This is a genomic window from Sulfurimonas sp. (assembly GCF_032250635.1).
Taxonomy (GTDB): Bacteria; Campylobacterota; Campylobacteria; order Campylobacterales; family Sulfurimonadaceae; genus Sulfurimonas.
In genome coordinates, this window is record NZ_JAVVFL010000198.1 from 1 (window position 1) to 4000 (window position 4000).

At 40.7% G+C, this 4000-nt stretch carries 4 protein-coding genes and 5 tRNA genes; 6 read left to right on the plus strand and 3 right to left on the minus strand.

The window, feature by feature from the left end; all coding sequences use genetic code 11:
* Nucleotides 1–706: thiazole synthase (locus RQ763_RS10355; protein ID WP_314152869.1), on the plus strand; the 706-nt coding region annotated here is incomplete at its 5' end.
* On the opposite strand, the gene RQ763_RS10360 is transcribed toward RQ763_RS10355, so the two are convergent.
* Nucleotides 703–978, minus strand: coding sequence for a hypothetical protein (locus RQ763_RS10360; protein ID WP_314152870.1), 276 nt, complete (start codon nt 976–978; stop codon nt 703–705). The genes RQ763_RS10355 and RQ763_RS10360 overlap by 4 nt on opposite strands.
* Nucleotides 975–2420 carry an alanine/glycine:cation symporter family protein gene (locus tag RQ763_RS10365; protein ID WP_314152872.1) on the minus strand — a complete coding sequence of 482 codons (1446 nt, stop codon included), beginning with the start codon at nt 2418–2420 and terminating at the stop codon, nt 975–977. Before RQ763_RS10365 ends, RQ763_RS10360 begins: the two co-directional genes overlap by 4 nt.
* Nucleotides 2421–2592: 172 nt before the next feature.
* On the opposite strand from RQ763_RS10365, the gene RQ763_RS10370 reads away from it, so the two are divergent.
* From RQ763_RS10370 to RQ763_RS10390, 5 genes are all read left to right on the plus strand, one after another.
* Nucleotides 2593–2670: transfer RNA gene (locus RQ763_RS10370), tRNA-Pro, on the plus strand.
* 24 nt (nt 2671–2694) lie between these two features.
* A tRNA-His gene (locus tag RQ763_RS10375) sits at nt 2695–2771 on the plus strand.
* A 38-nt stretch (nt 2772–2809) separates the two neighbouring features.
* Nucleotides 2810–2886: transfer RNA gene (locus RQ763_RS10380), tRNA-Arg, on the plus strand.
* Nucleotides 2887–2900: 14 nt separating this feature from the next.
* Nucleotides 2901–2977 (plus strand) — tRNA-Arg (locus RQ763_RS10385).
* Nucleotides 2978–3021: 44 nt separating this feature from the next.
* Nucleotides 3022–3106: transfer RNA gene (locus tag RQ763_RS10390), tRNA-Leu, on the plus strand.
* A 112-nt stretch (nt 3107–3218) separates the two neighbouring features.
* On the opposite strand, the gene RQ763_RS10395 is transcribed toward RQ763_RS10390, so the two are convergent.
* The gene (locus RQ763_RS10395) at nt 3219–3887 is read right to left on the minus strand and encodes an MqnA/MqnD/SBP family protein (RefSeq protein WP_314152874.1); all 669 of its coding nucleotides are present in this window, start codon (nt 3885–3887) and stop codon (nt 3219–3221) included.
* Between the last annotated feature and the right edge of the window lie 113 nt (nt 3888–4000).

A 4000-nucleotide genomic window follows, 5' to 3' on the forward strand; every position in this document is an offset into this window, starting at 1 on the left:
TTTTCAAACAACAAAAGAGGCGACTTTGGTTAGCGGAAGCGAACTCATTACCGTTGCGGTTCGCCGTCTCAACATTACAAACCCAGATCAAGAGAATCTTCGCGACACCTTTGCGGGGACAAATGTAAAGTTTTTGCCAAACTCTGCAGGATGCGTAACGGCGGAAGAGGCAATTACCACCTTTAGGCTGACACGCGAGGCAACCGGGATTGACCTTATAAAACTGGAGGTTATAGGCGATACGCAAAAGACTCTTTATCCTGATGTGATAGAGACCATCAAAGCGTGTGAAATACTCTCAAAAGAGGGCTTTAGCATTATGGCGTACACTTCGGATGACCCCATTATGGCTAAACGTCTTGAGGATGCGGGCGCACATGCTATCATGCCTCTTGCTGCGCCTATCGGGAGCGGATTGGGGATTCAAAACCCATACAACATAGTCTTTATCCGTGAAGCCGTAAGAGTTCCTGTAATCGTAGATGCGGGAATAGGGTGCGCGAGTGATGCCGCCTATGCGATGGAACTCGGTGCAGATGGAGTTTTAACAAATACCGCTATAGCACAGGCACAAAACCCTATGATGATGGCAGAGGCGATGAAACATGCTGTAATTGCAGGGCGCATGAGCTACTTATCTGGGAGAATTCCTAAAAAACCTTACGCTACCGCATCTTCTCCTATCAATGGATTGATACAGTTCTAAGCCTCAATATTTTTTGAGAGATGGGTAAGTAGCAGAAGCTGCCCCATCCCTTCAAAAAATCTCTCTATTCCCATCTCTTTGCTAGCTAAAGATTTTTCCAGCGCAGTTAGAAAAACCAATTGCGACTCCTCTGATGCCATCATAAAAGAGTCCGTTATATATCTAAATGAGAGCGTATGAATCTCGCCGTTTACATCAAAGTCAATCTCAGAGTCAGGATTAATGCTGTTCTGTGCTAAAAACTCTATGCACTTCTGTTTGATTTCACTCATCTTATAGCCTCATCATCAAGTTCACCGCTTTTAAGTTTTTCGAGGTAAATATCAAGCTGCTTTTTGACATCGCCGCCGAGTATAAAAAGTCCCAAGATATTTGGGAGCGCCATTGCAAGAAGAAGCATAAAACTAAAATCTACCAGCAACCCAGTGCTCACAACAGTTCCAATGATAGTTAAAGATAAAAACATAATTTTATAAATGATGGAGAGTTTTGAGCCAAAAAGATAGACCCATGCTCTCTCACCGTAGTATGACCAAGAGATCATGGTAGAAAAAGCAAAAAGAGTGATGCTTACAGAGAGAATTGCGGGGAACCAATCAATAACGGTACCATAAGCAGCACTTGTAAGAGCTGCACCCTGCTTTGCTTCAATAAGGGCAACATAAGCGCCATCATGCGCATAAACACCTGTTATGACTATCACGAGTGCAGTCATGGTGCAGATGACTATTGTATCTATAAACGGCTCATAAAGAGCAACAAGCCCCTGTCTCACCGGGTACTTTGTCTTTACGGGAGCATGAGCAACAGGAGAGGAGCCGATCCCTGCTTCGCTTGAGAAAACCGCTCTTTGAAACCCCTGTATAAGTGAACCGATAACACCGCCGTAAATAGCACTTGTTGAAAAGGCTTCTGTAAATATAATGCTAAGGGCATCGTCTATCTTCTCAAAATGAACTCCTAAAATCCATAGAGATGCCGAGATGTATATAATAGCCATGAAAGGCACGAGAGTTTCGGTAATTTTGGCGATTCTGGTAACACCGCCGATGATGACAAAGCCCACCAAAGATGCGATAATAATTCCAAATACTATAGGAAACTCTTGAAAAAACGGTACTTCTTGAGAGATGGCGCTAAGAGCTTGTGAGACCTGAAAAGTATTCCCCCCGCCTATCGCTCCTCCAATCATAAATACGGCAAAAACCACCGCCAAAACTTTACCAAATCTTGCATAACCCTTTTTTGCCAAGCCCTTAGAGAGGTACTCCATAGCACCTCCCATAACTGTGCCGTCTTTTAAAAATTCTCTATATTGAAGCGAAAGAGTAACTTCAGTGAATTTTAGACTCATTCCCAAAAAACCGGCAACAATCATCCAAAAAGTAGCCCCAGGACCCCCGATTGCGATGGCAAGAGCAACTCCTGCGATGTTTCCAAGTCCGACGGTTGCGCTCAGAGCTGTGGTAAGAGCTCCAAAAGATGAGATTTGCCCTACATCATCAATAGTCCTGTATCTGCCCCTGATAATGTCAAAGGAGTGCTTAAGCATCCTCAAATTTATAAATCTTGTTAAAAAAGTAAGGTAAACGCCGCCAGAGATAAGCCAAATCACTAAAAATGGTAAATTAACTCCATCTACGGTTCCAAACAAAATATCAAAAAAGAGAACCGTTTCTAAAAAGGAGTTGATACTACTAAATACTTCACCCAAAATTAACCCTTTAAAACCGTAATTTTGTATTGTAACAAACTAATCTTAATCTCTTTTTGTACCACTTTGCACAAAGTTTATAAATATGCGAAAAAACTATTGACATTTTAATCGTTATTAACTATAATTTCGCCTCATTAATCAGCTCCCGGGTTGTTTTAATGTTGTAAGTCGGGGTGTAGCTCAGTATGGTTAGAGTACTTGGTTTGGGACCAAGGGGCCGAAGGTTCGAGTCCTTTCACCCCGACCACTTTTATATTTAAATTAAAGCATGGTGAGATTAGCTCAGTTGGTTAGAGCACTGGTTTGTGGTGCCGGGGGTCGCGGGTTCGAGCCCCGTATCTCACCCCATAAATAGATATAAAAAATTAATAATAATAAATTTTGTGGCGTTCGTGGCTCAACTGGATAGAGTTTCGGACTTCGGATCCGACGGTTATAGGTTCGAATCCTATCGGGCGCACCATTTTTATAATGAATGCGCTCTTAGCTCAGCTGGATAGAGCAATGCCCTTCTAAGGCATCGGTCACACGTTCGAATCGTGTAGGGCGCACCACTTTTCAATCAATGTCTGAAGAGACATAAAACACTTATCTACATGCGGATGTGGTGAAATTGGTATACACGCCAGACTTAGGATCTGGTGCCGTAAGGTGTGGAGGTTCAAGTCCTCTCATCCGCACCATCTACTTTAAAACCCTTAAAATACGACACTTCAAAGAAAATCTCAAACTTATTATTCCAAAAATGTTAAACTATCTCCAATTCTAATATCAAGTGCAATTTTTACCTAAAACTTATCTTTTATAATTTACACTAACTTTTTTTGCCTCTTTATAAAATTTATCAAGACCTTTTTTTGCTTTTTTGTCTACATCGTACGATATATGTTTTAGGTAGTTTAAAATATCATGATGGGATACTTTTGTTCTCTTAGAGGCTTCATCCAAGATATACCTTGGGATTTTTACTCTTCTTTTTAGGAAATTTTTTTCAATTTTTTTATAAAGTGCCTTGTCTTTGTGGTAGCATAAAAGTGCGAAAACAAAAGGGAGATTCTGTTTTTTATTCCATGTTTTTGCCAAATCTGTATGCGGTTTATTTTGTAGATAGTATCTCAGAGCCTTGTCGCCTATAAGCACTTCGCCTTGAATCTTTAAGATTTTTGCAAGCATGTTTGATGTTTCTGACTCTGTGTCGCTTACATCTTTCTCGTGGGGGACTACTAAAACGCTAAGCACCTCTTTTCTCGCGACAATACCAAGATTTACATGTTTTTGCCCTTTTGCTCTGATGCTTGAGATAAAGGCTGCATCTACCTTTCTTGAGATAAATTTTTGGTTTGTTTTTGCGGGAACGCCTCTATAGTAGTGCATGCTCATGCTCTGCTGAGAACTTTTTGTAAAACGCTTCATAAAGACATGAAAAGGTAAAAGATTTAAATACTCTATTTTGCCAAAAACCAAAGCGCTCTCCATATATGAATGTTAACTGGTGTTACGCATTTTTATAAAAAAGTGCGTAAAAAACTTATTATTCTCGAAAAACAAAGTTTTTCGTAGCTTTAGGGGGTGGCAGG

What these genes read in the sequence shown, in the direction of transcription:
- RQ763_RS10360 (WP_314152870.1), bottom strand. Translation starts at nt 978, where the DNA reads ATGAGTGAAATCAAACAGAAGTGCATAGAGTTTTTAGCACAGAACAGC.